This is a genomic window from Thalassotalea sp. G2M2-11 (genome assembly GCF_017168195.1).
Lineage (GTDB): Bacteria > Pseudomonadota > Gammaproteobacteria > Enterobacterales > Alteromonadaceae > Thalassotalea_E.
In genome coordinates this window covers 1-15,314 of record NZ_JADNYL010000007.1, presented here as the reverse complement: position 1 = coordinate 15,314, position 15,314 = coordinate 1, and the positions used below count along the sequence as shown (strand labels likewise).

Below are 15,314 nucleotides of genomic sequence, written 5' to 3'. Positions count from 1 at the left end.
ACGCATTACGCCATAATCATTGCATGGAAACCTTATGAAGCACCTATTAATGCTAATGAGCACATTGCTCCTTTCTGGCTGTGCGCAACACTATTCCATTTCGACCAATTTAGATAAGCAAAATTTTAGTGAATACTTTTCAGCAACTAAAGTTAAAATTTACCAAGAAAAACAAATACAAACGCTAAATGCTCGTTACTTAGCAGCCGTTGAGGGAGAGTCTTGTCAAAGTAAAGCCAGTCATGACAGCGCCAATGAAATAGATGCCCGGACCCATGCAAGGCGTAATGCCTATCAACTAGGGGCGAACGCCATTGTATTTTCAGGATGTGCGCTTTTGCAAACGGCACAAACCGACAAAAAATGTATTACCACTCGCGTTTGTTACGGTAAAGCTTATATAGTTGCACAATAATCATGAACCCGCTTGAAACAACGATTAACATCACTCCTATTGGAACTGTATCTTCACCGTACGATGAAAAGTTTGCCATACCTAGACAGCCTGGCTTAGTCTCTGCGGCAAAAGGCATTATCAGGTTAACTGGGCAAGCCAATCATCCAGACATGGTAAGGGGTTTATCAGAATTTAGTCACATCTGGTTATTGTTTATTTTTCATGGTACTGCCGAACAAGGTTGGAAGCCGTTGGTTCGGCCGCCTCGTTTAGGTGGTAATAAAAAACTAGGCGTATTAGCGACTCGCTCAACGTTTCGGCCCAACTCTATTGGTATGTCTGCAGTATTATTAGACAAAATCGTCACCAATACGACTCAAACAGAGCTGCACGTTTGTGGTATCGATTTATTAAACAACACCCCAATTGTTGATATAAAGCCTTATATTCCCTATTCAGATAACATTACAGATGCGCACGCAGGTTTTGCAAATAGTGCACCTGACAAACAGACTCAAGTAATATTTACGCCGAAAGCCGTACATTGCTTACAACAGCTACATCAGCAATTACCTGAGCTAACCTTGCTTATTGAGCAAGTGCTTGCCCAAGACCCTCGACCAGCCTACAAACAAGGTAAAACCGATACTAAGGTGTATGGCATGAGCTTATATGGCAAAAATATTACTTGGCATGTCCCCAAACTCAATACTATTGAAGTACTTGAAATTACTGGCTAATAGTAATAAAAAAGCGCTGATAATAAGATCAGCGCTTTTTAGCTAATACTAACTATTTTATTTGGCTTTAACGACATGGCCAGATTTCATCACAAAATCAACAGCCATTAATGCCTTAATATCCTTTATAGGGCTGTTACTCATAGCAATAATATCGGCTATTTTGCCTGTTTCGATCGTCCCTAATTGTGACGATTTGCCGATCAGATCTGCCGCATTAATTGTGGCAGATTTTAAGATAGCTTGCGGGCTCATCCCCGCTTTATACATAAGCAGAGCTTCTTTGCCATTATTGCCATGCTTTGACACGCCACTATCAGTGCCATAAGCGATTTTAACGCCGGCTTGATGAGCACGTTGAAAGTTTTCTAGCATATCGCCACCAACTCGAATCGCTTTTGCGCGAATAGCCGGTGACAGAAATTCGGTAGTTTTTGCTAAACCAACAACGGTATCACCTGCCATCAAGGTTGGCACTAGATATGCGCCATTTTTCTTAAAGAGTTTAATACTTTCTTCGTTAGCGTAGCTACCATGCTCAATACTGTCGACCCCTGCTTTTAGTGCAGCATTTATGCCTGCTGCAGCATGGGCATGACTGGCGACTTTTCGGCCTAAGGCATGAGCCGATGTCACCACTTCCCGTAATTCATCATCTGCCATTTGTTGGCCCGTACCAGTATTTGTATCAGAAAGTACTCCGCCAGTAGAGGTTATTTTTATTACATCAGCACCAAATTTAATGGCACGTCGTGTCGCTCGACGACAATCATAAGGTCCGTCACAAATTGTTTTTGGTGTATAAAGATCCATCAGATCAGGGCTCATACCATCAACATCACCATGACCACCAGTCACCGCGACACTGCTTCCTGCTGCGACAACACGAGGTCCAATTAGATAACCTTTTTCAATGCCATCACGCAAAGCAAAACTTTGCTCGGCACTACTGCCTAGATCCCTAACGGTTGTAAAGCCAGCCATTAGCGTTTTTTTAGCAAAAAACGCACTTTTAACTAAAAGATCAGCATCAGAAAGCCGTAATTTATCTTTATCATTGTTTGGACCAAGCTCGCCTTGAAGATGAACATGCATATCCATTAAGCCCGGCATAACAAAACTATTGGATAAATCGATAATTTCTGTATCACTTGCAAAACCAGCTGCTGAGACAAAACCTGATTTTACCGCCGTGATCTTACCGTCATTGATTACGATAGACTGTTTTTTCAACGGCGCCTTCCCCGGAACAGCTAATAACTCACCCGCATGAATGATTTGAGTTTCAGCCATTGCTGATAGTGATGTAATTGATGCCAGTACCAATGCTATTGACTGTTTTGAAAAGTTAAGCTTGATCATGTGTTTAATCCTTTATGCGCATTATTTGATAAACACCATAGCAAGGATCTTTGTATTAAGAAAATAAATCATTATCAGGTAATATGTTTCGCCACATCATCAGTGAATTGATGTTATATATTCACTTAGTATGAACAAATAGTAATTTAGACAAAAAGAAAAATTGTAAAATAGATAAGGCAACTATTACCGTAACCGATATATTTTGATCAACTCCCAAGCTTGATAACCCCATTATAGGCTCAGCCTTGCTGCCGCCCCAAAAGATCAAATGTGGTAAATTTAGAAATAAAGGAAATACGGTATAAAATAAAATGTCATAAAACAGAAAAGAACCACTTGCGGCCAAAAAATACCAAATCCCCTTAGGCCTGAATTGATAAAGAAATAAAATAGACATAATAGAAACAATGAGGTTTAAGCCACTCCCCATTAATGCTATTACACCATGTTGTGTTTTAGTTATCGATTGATACCTAGGTTTAAGTGGTTGTATATTTAATGACGGTATAGATGATAGCCCAGAAAGAAAGTCGGTATTTAAAGAGATATTCTGGTTAATTTCGGGTGAAAAAATTCCAAATCCTATAGCATTATTAGGCCATTCGCCATCATACGGTCGCCCAAAATTAGGAGATAATTCATAACCTGGCCAGACATAAATATTTAAATTATTAACGCCTACAAATTTTGCACCGAGAACATGCCCGTATTCATGAATAAGAACGGAAAATATAAATATAATAGGTATTGCCGCTGCAATTATTACCCTTCTTTTATTAAAGAACATCTGAACATTCCGTATTCATCAAACGCCTAAATAACAAGCGAGAATTTGTTGGCTAAAATAACAAACCTAATGTGGAAAACCAACGGTTAAAAATTCTGCACTACAATGGCTTGTTAGCCAGCAACAATGCCACGCTTAATTAAGCTTTTCTTATTAATAATTACAAATAAATAAATGGCGATCGCATACATAGTTGAAGTAATAATTACGGTAGGAATAAAGACAATAAAACTAAATGATTGATCAAGTTCTATAAATGCTTTTAAGACAAAAAGACTTTGAATAAAAGTCATAATTAAAATAATTCCCCAGATAACTTTAGTTTGTTCCGAAGCTGAATAGCAACGACCATTACTTTTAGCAAATGACTCACCTATGGAGCGTATAACAAAATATAAAATAAAGACATCTAATGCTTTAACTCCTCCAATATCAAAATAAATTAGGGCTGCACCTATGATTATTGAAGCTAAAATGTAATAAATAGAAAAAAATATAAAAACTTTACGCAAGTTCATTGATTATCCTGATGGCTACCGCCCTGTTAATGAGCAAAATTTCGTTGGCTAAAATGTAAGCGGAGCGAAATCAGCCAACTGAATTTTGTCCGTTATTCAATCGTTTATTATAAGCCTTTGCTACTCTATTAGCCTTTATTGATATTACAAACCCTACTAAACCCAAACAAAAAACTGATAGTAGGAAAGCACTGAGGTCCGGTAGACATTTAATATTTATATAACCAACCAACATCAACCCTCCTAAAAAGTTTAAAGCGCTAATAATGGTGAAATACTCCGGAAGTTTAAACAAGCCAAAAAACATTATTAAAGAGAATATTAAAACATATAAAGAAGCTAAGCTACGATTACCACCGAGGTCTTTAACTCCATTTAAGATGCTTAAGTATAAAAATATAAAACCTAAGCACGCATAGCCAAACAATAAGATTTTGGTGCTCGAAACTTTAACCAAACCACAATCCTCTATAGGTTTATAGGCATAATGACTCCCCACGAGGTGCTAGCTTCCATTTTCATGGGTTAGCAAAGCCAGAGCCATAATTAGTTTGTTAAATAACTAAGCAATTTGACGTAAGCCCCATTCACCATAGGAAAATAAAAACTACCAAAGCAGCAATAATCAAACTCGCTCGGCAATACCAATTCAAATGCCTACCCTCGACACTGCATTTTGTATATAAAGCCGGTACATATGGCTAATGGATTTACCGATTATTGTCCGGTTGAATGCCTTGTGAACAAGACTTTATGCAAACTGTTTTACAGCTAATGTCTTGAGGTAGTTGTATAGACGGTTTTTAACTTGTGGAGTTAAACCCAAACTAATTAAGAATGTTGAAAAAATAGAAATAAACATAATACTTTTAATTACTTTAACGCTAGTAAGTAACGCTACAAGTATTAATAGAGCAACATAACCTAAACCAATTAAGCCTAGAAACAAGCACATCCCTTTTATATCGTTATTCATAATTTTCCTTAATTAATGTTAATCCACACCAATGTTAACCTAAAAATTTTAAAATGCACTCATATTTTCAGATATTGCTAACGTTTTAGTTAAAAGCCACGATGCTTAAATACGTTCTTTTTAAACGCCTTATTAGCACCAATGATAATACGAAAGTGGGTCATACTGGCACTTTCATGATTTCACACTCAAGCAATTTTTACTCGTGTAGGCAGCCACACCAATAGCACAAGTCCTGCCACGGCAGAGAAAACGGATGCCAAGAAGATTCCCAGCTTTGCGCTTTCAATCAAGCTATCGCCGAAAGCCATATTCGCAATAAACAGCGCCATGGTGAAACCAATACCAGCTAGAAAACTGCCACCTGCAAGCAACCTCCAATTAAGTTCAGGAGGGAGAATTGCGATATGTAAACGCACAGCTAGCCAACTGAACAACATAACGCCTATTGGTTTACCCAGCACGAAGCCTAAGAATATCGCCACGGTAACTGAGCTGCCAAGGTTGCTTAAACTCAGCGGTAAACCAGCGTTAGCAAATGCAAACAGAGGCATAATGACAAACCCTACCCAAGGATGCAGCATAATCTCCAGACGTTCCACTGGAGACAGCGATTCACGCGCGGCAATTTCGGCCATCTGTAATGTTTGCCGATCTTTCGTATCACTACTGCTTTCGTTGCCGGCTGGATGTGCAATAACCTGATCCAATATCGAGTACAACCGTTCGTCACTGACCCATCGACGCGCAGGCGTCATCAAACCGAGTATGACGCCTGTGATGGTGGCGTGGATCCCGGACGCATCAACGGCGAGCCAGATGAGCACCCCCACTAATATGTAGAGTGGAAAGCCGCGAAAGCCAAACATAGCCATAGCGCGTGTGATCACTAGACCAAGTGTGGCCACCACCAACGGCCACCAGACAATATCGCTACTATAGCCGATAGCGACGACAAGTATGGCACCAATATCGTCAACAATTGCCAATGACAGCATAAATACCCGTAAGCATTGAGGAATGCGGGTGCCAAGCAGCGCCAAGCAACCAATAACAAACGCCGTGTCAGTTGCCATGACTGTCCCCCATCCAGACTGACCGGCTTGCCCTGTTTGCACTGCCAGATAGATAGCAGCAGGGACGATCATACCGCCGAGGGCGGCTGCTATAGATAGTGCGGCCATGCGAGGTTTGTTCAATTCTCCAAGTACCAGCTCCCGTTTGAGCTCTAATGCGACAAGAAAGAAAAATAGCGTCATAAGGCCATCATTGATCCACTCGCGTAACGAACGGGTAAACTCGATAGAGCCAAGATAAAAACCGGCCTGTGTCTCCCAAACATGTTCGTACAAATCAGCCCATGGTGAGTTGGATAGAACGAGTGCGAAAAGCGTAAACAATAGAAGAATTGCGCCACTAGCTGACTCAATATTCAAGAAGCGAACAAAGGGGTTCGTCAGTCGATCAACAAATTCCTTTGGTAATCGAGTGGATTGTGAGTTTGCTTGTTTATCTGTGCTCATAAAGAGGTGTTCCGATTGCCAAGCGTTAACGCCCCATTTAGAGGCTTTTATACAGTTGGCTAAAATGACGAACCTAGTTAGAAAAGCTAACGGTTAAAAGCCCCGTACTGTAATAGTTTGTTATGTGTCTTTATTGATTATAGAGGTTTACTATATTTTAGACACAAAAAAGGCAAGCCATTACAGCTTGCCTTTTTTAAGAGTTGGCGCGCTATTAGATAGCTACGATATTCTCAGCCTGAGGGCCTTTTTGGCCTTGAGTTACATTGAACTCAACCAATTGACCTTCAGCTAATGTTTTGAAACCAGCGTTAACAATTGCACTGAAGTGGGCAAAAACGTCTGGGCCAGATTTTTGTTCAATAAAACCAAAACCTTTAGATTCGTTGAACCATTTTACGGTACCAGTAGTTGCATTAGACATGATAAATATCCTGTATATAAAAAGTATAAGAATGCCTTCGTGAGGCACGAATAAGCGGGAAATATAAATTGAAATTTAGAAGCTACAGGACGAAGAACTACAATGAACGCGACGAAATGGAGGTAATAAAAAAAGAGTTACTTTCAAGCTGTGCACACAATATAGACCGCGCGGGTTAAAGTCAAATGATTTCTCAGGCCGATGAAACATAAGGCCAATTTAAGGACTGATAATAGTTTGCTTAAATGTGTAGCAAAGCGAGACCAATCAAACTGTTTGCTGCCCCGATTTAAATTATTGTCAGGTTTATTCTTGTTCCACGTATATTAATTGCTCGATATCAAATCCCTTCTGCTTAGCTAGTTGTTCAAATCTTTCAATAATATCTGCACTTACCCTAGGTGAACGCGATAACAACCAAAGATAGTCGTTATTAGGACCAGAGACAAAAGCATACTCATAGTTTTCTTTTTCTAATTCAAAGACAACATATGAGCCATAAAATGGACCAAAAAATGACACTTTCAAATACCCTTCGTCAGGGCTGTTAACGAAATACGCTTTACCTTCCGCCTCTTTCCATTCTTTGGTCGCAGCATAGTATCCACGATTTAGCACCGAAACTCCGCCATCTTTACGCAATGTATACTCGGCAGTGACCTGACTCAAGCCTCGTTCAAATGAGTGATCTAAGCGGGCTATTTCGTACCACTGACCTAAATAATTATCAAGCTTAAAATCTTTTACTGGTTGTACTGTTTGTGGCATGCCCAAACAACCAACTAGTGTTAGTGAAACTATAGACAGAAGTAATTTTCTCATGGCTTCTCCGTAAAAGACCTACCCCATTCAGAGGCTTTTTACTGTTGGCTAAAATAACGAACGCTGTGAGGAATACCAACGGTTAAAAATCCTGCACTGCAATGGCTTGTTATGTATTTACCTTATCCCAGATATTTTTACCTGTTTTTAACTTATATATTAAATGGACACCTGAAAGCACCATCATAAAGCCAGCAAAAGCCCAAAGATAATCCCCCTCAATTAAGCCCATTACTAAACTGAATACTCCAATAATAAAAACAAAAATTTTACCAAACACTTAGATATCCTTATTTATATTTGTGTATCACAATTACTCAGCCGTTGTTTATATACACCAAATTTGAGAAAAACATAACACCCATATTAGCAGGCAAATTATGCCTGACTATAATTTAGGATGTAGTGACAAACACCTAGCTCTATTTGTCCTGCTGAGTTGCTTATTAGGCGAATTAAACTTTAGATGATTGTTTTGTAAATGGAAGTAATTGCTTATAAACACCTAAAACTGAAACAACAAATGCTAGTACAATTGAGAAGAAAACTACATTTTTACTTTCAAGCACTGTGCTAGCAGAGAGCCCAGCCATTAAACCTCCAATAAAAGCAAAAATGAGCGACAATCCGCAAAACCAAACTAAAACCATTATTTCCTTTTTCATAATATTCTCCTTAATGTAATTATTAAAATATTAACCTTGCGCCCCAATAAGGGGCTGATAATAATTGGCTAAAATAAGCAGCGATGCAGCCAAGCATTATGTGTCCTGTGAGTAAGTTGCTATTTCACTGATCTAGGCTTAATTTCAATTCGAAAAGGCGACTTTTTAGAATCTATTTGGAACGATGGAGTTAAGCTTAAATCTGCAACCATTGATGAGCTATATTCTTTAACCATTTTATTGCCATCAAAGAAATATACTTGTGCTGACACCAAAGATTTAGTTCCTTCAAGTTTGCCTGCTTCCATTGTTACTTTAAACTTTCCATCTACCTCTAGAGTATTCGATTGCTCAAACGCACCTATCAATGTTGTGGTAGATATTTTTTCACCATTTTTTAATAACTCAACGTCAAACTTTGCCTTTTGTTCACCTGCAAAGCTAGCTGATGAGACTAGGCAGATTAGTAATAAAATTTTTGATAATAGCTTCATGTTAATATCCTTATTTAATTAATACGCTTAACTTGGTTTGAAACTTAGCACCCTGCTAAGAGACTTGTTTAGGCTTGCTAAAATTAGCAACGATGTAGCACAAGCCAAGCGTTACGTGCCCGACTTTATAATTGCCTTGTATTTTGTAACCATAGCAACCTATAGTAACTATAGATGTATACAATAAGGCCAACAATATACGCTAATGATGAAGTAATTTGTATCGGTGCTCCTGTTAGCCTATTTAGAAAACTAGAATCTAAAAATGTTGATTTCACTAACAACGCAAAAAACGGCAACATAATTACAGCGATTAAAATGTTTATTATCCAGTTTTTAATTGAAAACGATGAAAGAAACAATCCTAGTTGAGATAAAATACCGAAAAAAAGAAATAACATTAGATGAAAAAAGTTTATATTTTCACCAACTCCAGTAGAAAATGACAGCAATAGGTAAGAAAATGCTAGCGCAAAAAAAATAGCAACAATTCTGATAATGTTAGTCATTTAACTCCAATATATGAAAGCAATAAAACGCTTGTATTATCGGCTTGGTTGAACCGGCGGCTTTTTTTGTTGCGCAGCGCGAAAAAGGGGACAGTTTAACCAAGTCCTTGCTAGATGCACTTATAAGGTTCTTATTCATAAGTAGCACTATATTCTTGCGGAATTGATATTTCATTAAAAACACCGCAAAAGCCGAGTATTAAGGTTGTAGAAATAAAAACCCCGATAAGAATGATTACGTAAGCAAGCTTCGTACGTAACGGTTGTTGAATTAAGTTACGACTAAGCCAATTGAATGCAGAGGCTAAGTGGACAAATAAAGCAACAACTGCAAAAAAATAATAAGGGATAAAGTAGAACTGAAATGGCTCAGAATAAAACCCCGCAATGCCATAATAAATATTGGTATCTAATTCTGCGCCAAACCTACCATATAACACAGCACCAACATGGTTTATAAAGAAGTATGCTAAGTATAAACCTGATATTGCTTGCGCCTTTTCGAGAACTCCTGAGCGTTGACCTCTACGTTGCCATACAAAATAAAGACCACTACATAGTTGAAACATTACACATAATAATAAGATGCTCTCTGCAATGACATTACGGTAGACCAAACGAAAAGTATCCATAAACTCTATATGTTGTTGTACGCCTCCCAGAATATATAGGTGGTTAATAAGGTGGAATAAAATAAAAGAGCCAATCAGTAGAGCGGACATCCTGTGAAACTTATGTAACATCAAACTTCCTTTTTTGTAGTTTTCTTAAAATCTAAAGCCCTATTATCAGGCAATAAAATTGTTGGCTAGAATAAGCGACGAAGGAGCAAACAGCCAAATGTTATTTGTCCTGATTTATTTGATTATTAGAAGTTTTTTCGGCTCTACTCCCGACAATTGTACCGATTACTACCATTATTAACTGTAACGCCATAACAGGAGTAATAATAAATAAATCTAATCTAATATTAGTTCTAGGTGGAAGGGACATCTCGACCAGAAGCCATAATAATACAATAACTATTATTGAGTAATTTAAGCATTTTTCTATCTTTAACTGAAAGGTAGACGATTTCCATATACTTAATATCAGTACGCTTATAGATAATAATGGCATGAGTAATATTAAAAACATTGAAAAAAAATAGATATACCGCCAAGGCTGTTCTTGATGATCGGAAGGAATTCCGATAATTGCATTACACCCAATTAAAAGTATGATACATACAACTAGTACTACATATTTCATGTAGAACTCCATTTCTGACTAAACATCTAACGCCCCACGCATATGTTTACGTTACACCAACAAGACTTAAAACCCCAATAGGTAATAATAAAACCCATTGCGGTAATTTTATGAATGTTTGAAACTTAAAGAAATACCAGCCTACAGCTATAAAGACAAATGAGAAAATAACAAAGCTGATTGAAATGCCAATAACAATATTATGATATGACCCTAAGTCGAACCAACCAATATACGCTAAAGAAAAACCCGAAATAACTAGGATTGCTGAAACCATATGCCAGCAACCTAATAGTGTTGCCTTAGGAATGTCCGGAAGATCAGATTTTAGAAACGGTTTAACGGGATCAACTTGACCCGCAAATATATGCACAAGCGAAGTGAATATACCTACTATTCCTGCTGCAAATACCCAAGTGTTCACTGTATTCTCCTTGTAATCATACCCCCCTATTAGGGCTGATAATGCTTGGCTAAACTGTATAGCGAAGTGGAACCGAGCAAGCTGTTATCAGTCCCGTTGCTTTTATGCGCTTGTTATATTTCTTTGATACATTCTTGTTTATATGTATCAATTTTGTTTAAAACAAACTTATGGAGCACTTTATTATCAGTAAAAAACTCAGTCGGCAACATATTTATTCTTTCCATCGTGTACTCGACGCCGTCACGTTCAGCTACATAAGTAGCTTTATTCTGGTAGATTGATTGTACGATATAACTAAACCTTGGAGGATTACAATCAGGTAAACTTTTAACACTGGTAGCACTTGCGTACACCACAAAATCTGTCCAGAGTTTTTCTTCAGTTTGTCCCCATACACCGTAATTATGTATCCACCTTTTCATAACACCATCTTGGTAATATTCATGTCTTGAGAAATAGTATCCGTCTTCGGTCCTTACGGTATATATCTTTCGATGTTCAGTAGCAGTGATATGTTCTCCAATCCATATCCCAGCCATATCAAGATCACTACTCAATGAGAGACAAGAAACTAAAAGGAATATCGTTGTAATTATTATTTTGATGATTTTCATCCAAACTCCATTTGAAATATAACGCCGCGTTAAACGGCTTAGTAATGCTTGCTAAAATGTGAAGCGAAGCGGAACCGAGCAAACATTACGGTGTCCGATTTTTTAAACGCCTTGTTATATTTTTTCTATTTTTAACGATGCCTTGTCAGCCTTATCCATTCCCAAAATAGTTTTTGTGTATTCGGTTACACACTTAAAGTCATATTTAGCATTCGCTTCAATAACCTGAATGGCTCTAGGGTGTGCATAACTGTTCCCAATCATACAAATTGCAACAATGTTATATGTTCCAGCTTCTAAATAGACACTTTCCCAACGATCTTGCTCAAATGCTGATGTATAACCAATGAGTTGATTTCCTGCAAGGTCATATACACCAACTATCATGGCCTGAACTTCGTTCTCCAAAAAGCCAACCGACTTAGTAGTTAAACTAGCCAATTCGTTTGCTGGTATACCTGATGGGTTGTGTGTTGCAGGTATTGATTTACAACCAGACAAAAACAAAATAATTACAATTATTCCTAGAAATTTCACAAATTACTCCTTTAAAAACATAACGCTTCAAGACCATTGTCCGTTTAAGCAACTTGTTATACCTAAATTGCACCAATCTCATTGCGCATTTGTTCCATTAACAATTTTGTTTTGGATTTAATCTGTTCTCCTAGTTTTGTAGCACCAGTTTGGTACTCTTCGACTAAGTCTTGCCTTTGGTCAGATATTACTACCACAAAATTATTCATGAATTTATTTGAATGTTCCATTGCTTGGTCTGTTAATGATTCTAAGCTTTCTAATGTGTGAAGCATATCTGCTGTAGCTATTAGCTTTATTCGATTAGATTCATGTCTTAATTGCATTACCTCTTTCATCCCGTCTTGAGTTAAGAGTGAGATTTGAGAACCAAACCAAGTTATCACTTGTATTTCTTTTTCTTTATCACCTTCGCTAGTTGCAGCAAGGTAATTTTTCATATATTCATCAACAATAGGTTGAAGCTTATTAAGCATTTCTGAATTATTTTTCTTTCCAAATTCGTCAAGGTGCGTCACATATCGGCTATATTCGTTGGCTTTAAGATCAAATATTTTGAGCCTTCTATCTGCATCATAACGAAGGTTTTGCTCAAGTTTCTTTAGTTCTCGACCGTGCGATTGTTTATTGAAATATGCAAAGACTAAACAGAGCGTGCTAATGATAGTAAACACCCAAGTGTAAAACTCTGGGGATTGTTTAACTAAATCATAGATTATCTGCATAAGTTCCCTTTAGGTATAACGCCCTGTTAAGGTGTGAGCAACACAATACAGAGGCCGCCGCATACCACCTTAATCACTTAAACCAACGCATAGTAAAAACGCCAAGCGTTGCGAATCACTCTTAAACAGTTTGTTATACGGATATTTTCCGCCGTCCAATTTTATGAGCGAAACCACCAACTCTAACCTTAATAATACCTTGCTCGTTTGAATCTACAGACGCGGTAATTTTTGAAATACACTTCATTGCCCGACCTTGTTCGAAAACAAAACTATTCGAATGTGTGTTAGGAAGGTGTTTAGTTAGGTAACACGCTAATGCACCACTCGCACTCCCCGTCGCTGATTCCTCGGAAATACCAAACAGTGGAGCGAAGTTACGACAGCTTGCTGTAACCATGCTTGTTTTTTCACATAACTCAAAAGCATGAATACCAATTACTTCATGCCTTTTACAAAAATTAATGGTTAGATTTTCATTCACTTGAATTTTATCGAGATACCCATATGGGACTGGGACAATAATATCGGGTAAACCTGTTGAAACAACCTCAATCGGCAACCGTGTCGACTCAAGGACTTTTGAGTCTAGCCCGACTAACTCCGATATAAGCTCATAACTGAACTGTGTACGGTATTCTGGTAGCTTCTGATCCATGACTACAAGACCGTTTGTCTCTATGGTTACGACAAGTAAACCTGCTTTAGTCCTTTGAACGTATTTACCTTCACTTATAATTCCGTCTTGATACATTGTTGAAAATGCAGCTAATGTAGCGTGTCCACAAAAATCAACTTCACCTGTCACGGTAAAAAAGGACACCTCAAAATCAGCTTCATTATCCTGAGATACAAATGCAGTTTCCGAATAACCAACAACTTGTGCTATTTGTAATTTTTCTTCGTTCGACAAATAATCGGCGTCAAGTACAACACCCGCAGGGTTTCCACCCGTTCCATTCGCTGTAAAGGAATTAACTAAAATAGCTTCAACGTTCTTCAATCTCAATTTCTCCGTATAACGCCGTATTAAACGGCTAAGTAATGCTTGCTAGAATATGAAACGAAGTTGAACCGAGCAAGCGTTACGTGTCCGACGTTTAATACCTTGTTAGGCATTGGTACACCGCATAAGCTTAATACCACCTACTTCAGTTGAAAAACCAAAACTTGAATAAAACGCTTCCATCTCAGGTAAGCAAATATAATTCAAAGTGTTTAACTTTTCGTAGTTCCTTATGACCTTTAACCAAATTCATAAGCTTTTGACCCAAGCCATTACCACGATGAGCCTTACTAACAATGACATCAAATATAATTGCTTTATATATAAAATCGCTAATAACTCGAGTAAAGCCAATTAAGTGATCATTGTCATCAAGAATACCAATACAAATTTGAGATCCTTGAACGCAATTTATTGTATCTTCGAGTGAACGCTCTTTACCCCACCAGACTTCTTTATACAATTGATGGACTTGCTTCATTTGATCAGAAGAAAAACTAGAAATTATCGTCATACTTGAATAAATGCCTAACGCCCCATTCAGGGGCTGATAATAGCTTGCTAAAATTGTGCAGCGAAGCGGAACCGAGCAAGCGGTTAGCAGTCCCGTTACTGTAATGGCTTGTTAGCTGCTTTTGAACCTGATCTGTGAATAAACAACTGCTACATCATTTTCCATATATATAACAGATTTAGGATCATTATTACCGTCTGGGAATTCAACTTTTGGAGCATTTTGAAGCAAGCTTACATATAACTTGAACCAAATATTCGATTCTTTTTCTACGCCAAAAATATCACACATTAACTGTTTGCAAGAAAGGTTTAACAATTGAAACTTATCGCTTAACTCATGTTGAGAAATCAGTAATTTTAATTGTTGCTCCATATTATATGCCCAATTATCATCCTCAATAGGATCTTGCTTAATTGGAGGCTGAGTTAAGAACTCATTATCTTTTGAAATCTGTAACTTCATATGTTCAGCATTTTCACTCGACATATGTGCAGTAACCAATTCATTAATATGATCTTTGTGCACGATAGACCATTCTTCTAATTCTTTTTGAACAACAATAACAGTTTCATCTGTTATTTTGTCTTCTACTACGGTATCAAACTGTTCATTTTCATTAGCTATATCAAGTTCTACATTTTTTTCTTTGGTACTTGCCGGTAATTCAGCGAGTGTTGAATTACCTGAATTAATATTTGATTTTTGAGATACATTGGGGACACTTACAACAGCGATATCTTTTGTAGTACTATTCTCGCTTTTAACATCATTTGTTAGTGTTGGCTCGAATTCAGTATCATTAATAGTGGGATATAAGGCATATCCTGATGTAAAACAGACTATTGCGATTAGGATATTTATGGTCATATTTTTCATTACACTTCCTTGTTTTTGTTTAAATTCATCTGCAAGTTAAATTGTGCAGCTAACGCCGCAATAAACGGCTAAGTAATAGTTGGCTAAAATGTGAAGCGAAGCGGAACCGAGCCAACTGTTACGTGTCCGTTATTTAATTGA

At 37.6% G+C, this 15,314-nt stretch carries 21 protein-coding genes and 1 pseudogene; 3 read left to right on the top strand and 19 right to left on the bottom strand.

Translation table 11 applies throughout. The features are described 5' to 3' along the window. Positions 1 to 34: 34 nt before the first annotated feature. Complete coding sequence (gene rcsF / locus IV514_RS17165) at positions 35 to 415, top strand: Rcs stress response system protein RcsF (RefSeq protein WP_206486552.1); 381 nt, start codon at positions 35 to 37, stop codon at positions 413 to 415. A 2-nt stretch (positions 416 to 417) separates the two neighbouring features. After that, positions 418 to 1,137 carry a tRNA (N6-threonylcarbamoyladenosine(37)-N6)-methyltransferase TrmO gene (gene tsaA, locus IV514_RS17160; protein WP_206486551.1) on the top strand — a complete coding sequence of 240 codons (720 nt, stop codon included), beginning with the start codon at positions 418 to 420 and terminating at the stop codon, positions 1,135 to 1,137. A gap of 57 nt (positions 1,138 to 1,194) precedes the next feature. On the opposite strand, the gene IV514_RS17155 is transcribed toward tsaA, so the two are convergent. From IV514_RS17155 to IV514_RS17140, 4 genes are all read right to left on the bottom strand, one after another. Further along, entirely contained in the window at positions 1,195 to 2,499 is a 1,305-nt protein-coding gene (locus IV514_RS17155; RefSeq protein ID WP_206486550.1) for an amidohydrolase family protein, read from the bottom strand. A 121-nt stretch (positions 2,500 to 2,620) separates the two neighbouring features. Next, positions 2,621 to 3,289, bottom strand: coding sequence for a site-2 protease family protein (locus IV514_RS17150; RefSeq protein ID WP_206486549.1), 669 nt, complete (start codon positions 3,287 to 3,289; stop codon positions 2,621 to 2,623). Between the two features lie 113 nt (positions 3,290 to 3,402). Further along, entirely contained in the window at positions 3,403 to 3,807 is a 405-nt protein-coding gene (locus IV514_RS17145) for an ABZJ_00895 family protein (protein ID WP_206486548.1), read from the bottom strand. Positions 3,808 to 3,877: 70 nt separating this feature from the next. Continuing rightward, positions 3,878 to 4,264 carry a hypothetical protein gene (locus tag IV514_RS17140; RefSeq protein ID WP_206486547.1) on the bottom strand — a complete coding sequence of 129 codons (387 nt, stop codon included), beginning with the start codon at positions 4,262 to 4,264 and terminating at the stop codon, positions 3,878 to 3,880. A gap of 128 nt (positions 4,265 to 4,392) precedes the next feature. Between IV514_RS17140 and IV514_RS17575 the strand changes: the two are divergent. Then, positions 4,393 to 4,509: pseudogene (locus tag IV514_RS17575) on the top strand (IS110 family transposase); the annotation flags it as partial. A 49-nt stretch (positions 4,510 to 4,558) separates the two neighbouring features. On the opposite strand, the gene IV514_RS17135 reads toward IV514_RS17575, so the two are convergent. The 15 genes from IV514_RS17135 to IV514_RS17065 all read right to left on the bottom strand — a co-directional run bounded on the left by IV514_RS17135 (position 4,559) and on the right by IV514_RS17065 (position 15,173). Next, positions 4,559 to 4,783: a hypothetical protein gene (locus IV514_RS17135; protein ID WP_206486546.1), complete on the bottom strand. Its 225-nt coding sequence runs from the start codon at positions 4,781 to 4,783 to the stop codon at positions 4,559 to 4,561. A gap of 188 nt (positions 4,784 to 4,971) precedes the next feature. Beyond that, positions 4,972 to 6,306, bottom strand: a complete 1,335-nt coding sequence (nhaA, locus tag IV514_RS17130; protein ID WP_206486545.1) for a Na+/H+ antiporter NhaA — start codon at positions 6,304 to 6,306, stop codon at positions 4,972 to 4,974. 214 nt (positions 6,307 to 6,520) lie between these two features. After that, positions 6,521 to 6,730, bottom strand: a complete 210-nt coding sequence (locus IV514_RS17125) for a cold-shock protein (RefSeq protein WP_206486544.1) — start codon at positions 6,728 to 6,730, stop codon at positions 6,521 to 6,523. 306 nt (positions 6,731 to 7,036) lie between these two features. Beyond that, on the bottom strand, positions 7,037 to 7,552 hold the full coding sequence (locus IV514_RS17120; RefSeq protein WP_206486543.1) for a lipocalin family protein: 516 nt from the start codon (positions 7,550 to 7,552) through the stop codon (positions 7,037 to 7,039). A gap of 109 nt (positions 7,553 to 7,661) precedes the next feature. Continuing rightward, entirely contained in the window at positions 7,662 to 7,832 is a 171-nt protein-coding gene (locus tag IV514_RS17115) for a hypothetical protein (RefSeq protein WP_206486542.1), read from the bottom strand. A 175-nt stretch (positions 7,833 to 8,007) separates the two neighbouring features. Beyond that, positions 8,008 to 8,217 carry a hypothetical protein gene (locus tag IV514_RS17110; RefSeq protein ID WP_206486541.1) on the bottom strand — a complete coding sequence of 70 codons (210 nt, stop codon included), beginning with the start codon at positions 8,215 to 8,217 and terminating at the stop codon, positions 8,008 to 8,010. A 119-nt stretch (positions 8,218 to 8,336) separates the two neighbouring features. Further along, a complete protein-coding gene (locus IV514_RS17105) occupies positions 8,337 to 8,711 on the bottom strand; it encodes a hypothetical protein (protein ID WP_206486540.1) in 375 nt (124 codons plus the stop codon). A 640-nt stretch (positions 8,712 to 9,351) separates the two neighbouring features. Further along, positions 9,352 to 9,942 (bottom strand): hypothetical protein, encoded by a 591-nt coding sequence (locus IV514_RS17100; RefSeq protein ID WP_206486539.1) that lies wholly within the window; start codon positions 9,940 to 9,942, stop codon positions 9,352 to 9,354. A 575-nt stretch (positions 9,943 to 10,517) separates the two neighbouring features. Next, entirely contained in the window at positions 10,518 to 10,895 is a 378-nt protein-coding gene (locus IV514_RS17095; protein ID WP_206486538.1) for a hypothetical protein, read from the bottom strand. 113 nt (positions 10,896 to 11,008) lie between these two features. After that, positions 11,009 to 11,512: a hypothetical protein gene (locus tag IV514_RS17090; RefSeq protein ID WP_206486537.1), complete on the bottom strand. Its 504-nt coding sequence runs from the start codon at positions 11,510 to 11,512 to the stop codon at positions 11,009 to 11,011. Between the two features lie 114 nt (positions 11,513 to 11,626). After that, positions 11,627 to 12,049 carry a hypothetical protein gene (locus tag IV514_RS17085; RefSeq protein WP_206486536.1) on the bottom strand — a complete coding sequence of 141 codons (423 nt, stop codon included), beginning with the start codon at positions 12,047 to 12,049 and terminating at the stop codon, positions 11,627 to 11,629. A gap of 62 nt (positions 12,050 to 12,111) precedes the next feature. Beyond that, the gene (locus tag IV514_RS17080; protein ID WP_206486535.1) at positions 12,112 to 12,774 is read right to left on the bottom strand and encodes a hypothetical protein; all 663 of its coding nucleotides are present in this window, start codon (positions 12,772 to 12,774) and stop codon (positions 12,112 to 12,114) included. 133 nt (positions 12,775 to 12,907) lie between these two features. Next, positions 12,908 to 13,777, bottom strand: coding sequence for a PhzF family phenazine biosynthesis protein (locus tag IV514_RS17075; RefSeq protein ID WP_206486534.1), 870 nt, complete (start codon positions 13,775 to 13,777; stop codon positions 12,908 to 12,910). A gap of 187 nt (positions 13,778 to 13,964) precedes the next feature. Further along, entirely contained in the window at positions 13,965 to 14,294 is a 330-nt protein-coding gene (locus tag IV514_RS17070) for a GNAT family N-acetyltransferase (RefSeq protein WP_206486533.1), read from the bottom strand. A 111-nt stretch (positions 14,295 to 14,405) separates the two neighbouring features. Next, positions 14,406 to 15,173: a hypothetical protein gene (locus IV514_RS17065; RefSeq protein WP_206486532.1), complete on the bottom strand. Its 768-nt coding sequence runs from the start codon at positions 15,171 to 15,173 to the stop codon at positions 14,406 to 14,408. Positions 15,174 to 15,314: the final 141 nt, after the last annotated feature.

What these genes read in the sequence shown, in the direction of transcription:
- IV514_RS17135 (WP_206486546.1), bottom strand. Translation starts at nt 4,783, where the DNA reads ATGAATAACGATATAAAAGGGATGTGCTTGTTTCTAGGCTTAATTGGT.
- IV514_RS17155 (WP_206486550.1), bottom strand. Translation starts at nt 2,499, where the DNA reads ATGATCAAGCTTAACTTTTCAAAACAGTCAATAGCATTGGTACTGGCA.
- IV514_RS17080 (WP_206486535.1), bottom strand. Translation starts at nt 12,774, where the DNA reads ATGCAGATAATCTATGATTTAGTTAAACAATCCCCAGAGTTTTACACT.
- tsaA (WP_206486551.1), top strand. Translation starts at nt 418, where the DNA reads ATGAACCCGCTTGAAACAACGATTAACATCACTCCTATTGGAACTGTA.
- IV514_RS17150 (WP_206486549.1), bottom strand. Translation starts at nt 3,289, where the DNA reads ATGTTCTTTAATAAAAGAAGGGTAATAATTGCAGCGGCAATACCTATT.
- IV514_RS17145 (WP_206486548.1), bottom strand. Translation starts at nt 3,807, where the DNA reads ATGAACTTGCGTAAAGTTTTTATATTTTTTTCTATTTATTACATTTTA.
- IV514_RS17090 (WP_206486537.1), bottom strand. Translation starts at nt 11,512, where the DNA reads ATGAAAATCATCAAAATAATAATTACAACGATATTCCTTTTAGTTTCT.
- IV514_RS17065 (WP_206486532.1), bottom strand. Translation starts at nt 15,173, where the DNA reads ATGAAAAATATGACCATAAATATCCTAATCGCAATAGTCTGTTTTACA.
- IV514_RS17105 (WP_206486540.1), bottom strand. Translation starts at nt 8,711, where the DNA reads ATGAAGCTATTATCAAAAATTTTATTACTAATCTGCCTAGTCTCATCA.
- rcsF (WP_206486552.1), top strand. Translation starts at nt 35, where the DNA reads ATGAAGCACCTATTAATGCTAATGAGCACATTGCTCCTTTCTGGCTGT.
- IV514_RS17120 (WP_206486543.1), bottom strand. Translation starts at nt 7,552, where the DNA reads ATGAGAAAATTACTTCTGTCTATAGTTTCACTAACACTAGTTGGTTGT.
- IV514_RS17100 (WP_206486539.1), bottom strand. Translation starts at nt 9,942, where the DNA reads ATGTCCGCTCTACTGATTGGCTCTTTTATTTTATTCCACCTTATTAAC.
- IV514_RS17110 (WP_206486541.1), bottom strand. Translation starts at nt 8,217, where the DNA reads ATGAAAAAGGAAATAATGGTTTTAGTTTGGTTTTGCGGATTGTCGCTC.
- nhaA (WP_206486545.1), bottom strand. Translation starts at nt 6,306, where the DNA reads ATGAGCACAGATAAACAAGCAAACTCACAATCCACTCGATTACCAAAG.
- IV514_RS17070 (WP_206486533.1), bottom strand. Translation starts at nt 14,294, where the DNA reads ATGACGATAATTTCTAGTTTTTCTTCTGATCAAATGAAGCAAGTCCAT.
- IV514_RS17125 (WP_206486544.1), bottom strand. Translation starts at nt 6,730, where the DNA reads ATGTCTAATGCAACTACTGGTACCGTAAAATGGTTCAACGAATCTAAA.